This window comes from Oerskovia sp. NPDC056781 (genome assembly GCF_042789955.1).
GTDB classification, from domain to species: domain Bacteria; phylum Actinomycetota; class Actinomycetes; order Actinomycetales; family Cellulomonadaceae; genus Oerskovia; species Oerskovia rustica.
The window spans coordinates 1-1,585 of record NZ_JBHUAD010000393.1; the positions used below are offsets into that span (position 1 = coordinate 1).

A 1,585-nucleotide genomic window follows, 5' to 3' on the forward strand; every position below is an offset into this window, starting at 1 on the left:
CCTCGACCCCGTTCTCGAGGCCAGCGCATGGCGCGCCGCCGCGTGGGGTTTCGCTCAATACTCTCGTGACGAGAGTATGTTCTTCGGCATGGCATCCACATCGCTCCAGGAACCGGCGTTCCTCATCCTGTCGGCGCTCGCGGCCGGCCCGCTGCACGGCTACGGCATCGCCAAGGACGTCGAGGCCAGCTCGGGCGGCCGCATCACGGTACGCGTCGGGACGCTCTACGGCGCGATCGACCGGCTCGCCGCCGCGGGGCTCGTCGAGGTCGACCACGAGGAGGTCGTCGACTCGCGCCTGCGCCGGTACTACCGACTCACCGCCGAGGGCGGGGAGCGGCTCGAGGCCGAGGCGCACCGGGCCGAGGCCCAGGCCCGCCGCGCCCTGGAACGGCTGGGCTCCCGCGGCGAGTCCCGCACGAGGTCGCCTGGACGCGCGACGGGGGCTGCGCCGTCGGGCCTGGGCGCCGGGCCGGTGCCCGCATGACCGCCGACGGTCCGCAGCAGGCGGGATCCGCCGACGAGGCTCTGCCCGTCGTGCCTGTCGCGCCCGTGCTCGTCCGCGACTACCGCCGGCTGGTACGTCTCTTCCCGTACTCGTACCGGCGTGAGTACGAGGCCGAGATGCTCGGCCATCTCCTCGACGGCGCCCGTCCTGAGCAGTCTCGTCCGTCGGGGGCCGAGCGCCGCGACCTGGTGCTGGCCGCTGTGCGCGAGTGGCTGCTCGCGCCGCTGGGATCGACCGCTCGGGAGCGGCGTGCCGCGACAGGCCTGCTGTTCGTGCTGCTCCCTGCGGTCCTGGTGGTGCCTGCGGCGAGGTCCGTGGCCTACGCCTCGTGGCTCGTCGGCAGCGAGGTCGGCCCGCCGGTCCTTTCGAGCGTGCCGATGCTCGCGACATGGGTGGTGTGGAGTGCCGGTGCTGTCGCACTGCTCGCCGGACTGGCTCGCACGGGTCGCCTCCTGATCGCGGCCGCGGGCGCTGTCGGGACGGTGATGCTCGCCGTGCTCGTCGCGACGGGGGACGAACGCACCGCGTACTTCGAGAGCGGATGGGTGATCGGGCTGGCTGCGCACGCGCTGGTCGTCCTGGAGCACGGTCGTTGTCGACTCTCTGGGCCCGGACGGCGCCATGTGGTCGGGACGCTCGGCATCATGGTCGCGGTGTTCGGCACGTACGTCGCGGCGGTGCGCGGCGTCCGGGAGGGGGCATCGTGGTGGGCCCCCGCGGGCAGCCAGCTCGTGCCCGTCGGGGCGGCAGTCGTGCCGATCGTCGCCGCCCTCGGCGTCATGCTGCTCTGGGCGCGAACCCGGCAAGGGGCCCCGGTCCTGCTGGGGGTCGTCGTCGGTATCGCCCTGGGGCGGTCAGACCTCTTCTGGTCCGGGAACCGGAACGTCGGGACGGAGGACCTCGGCAACGTCCTGGCGCTGCTCGCGTGCGCCCTCGCTGCGACGATCGCCGCTCGCTGGTGCGTGAACCGTCTCGATGAGCTCGCCGAGGCGCGCGCCGCGCACCGTGAGCGGCTCGGCGTGCCGACCTGACCGATTCCTCGCGGACGAGAACGGGGTTGAGGTCGTCATCCGACGG

The 1,585-nt window shown here is 73.3% G+C and carries 2 protein-coding genes; both read left to right on the forward strand.

The annotated features are described in order from the left end of the window. The first annotated feature begins 88 nt into the window (after positions 1-88). Complete coding sequence (locus tag ACFRCR_RS18670; RefSeq protein ID WP_377679680.1) at positions 89-487, forward strand: PadR family transcriptional regulator; 399 nt, start codon at positions 89-91, stop codon at positions 485-487. Then, on the forward strand, positions 484-1,539 hold the full coding sequence (locus ACFRCR_RS18675; RefSeq protein ID WP_377679682.1) for a hypothetical protein: 1,056 nt from the start codon (positions 484-486) through the stop codon (positions 1,537-1,539). The genes ACFRCR_RS18670 and ACFRCR_RS18675 overlap by 4 nt, the downstream gene beginning before the upstream one ends. Positions 1,540-1,585 lie beyond the last annotated feature (46 nt).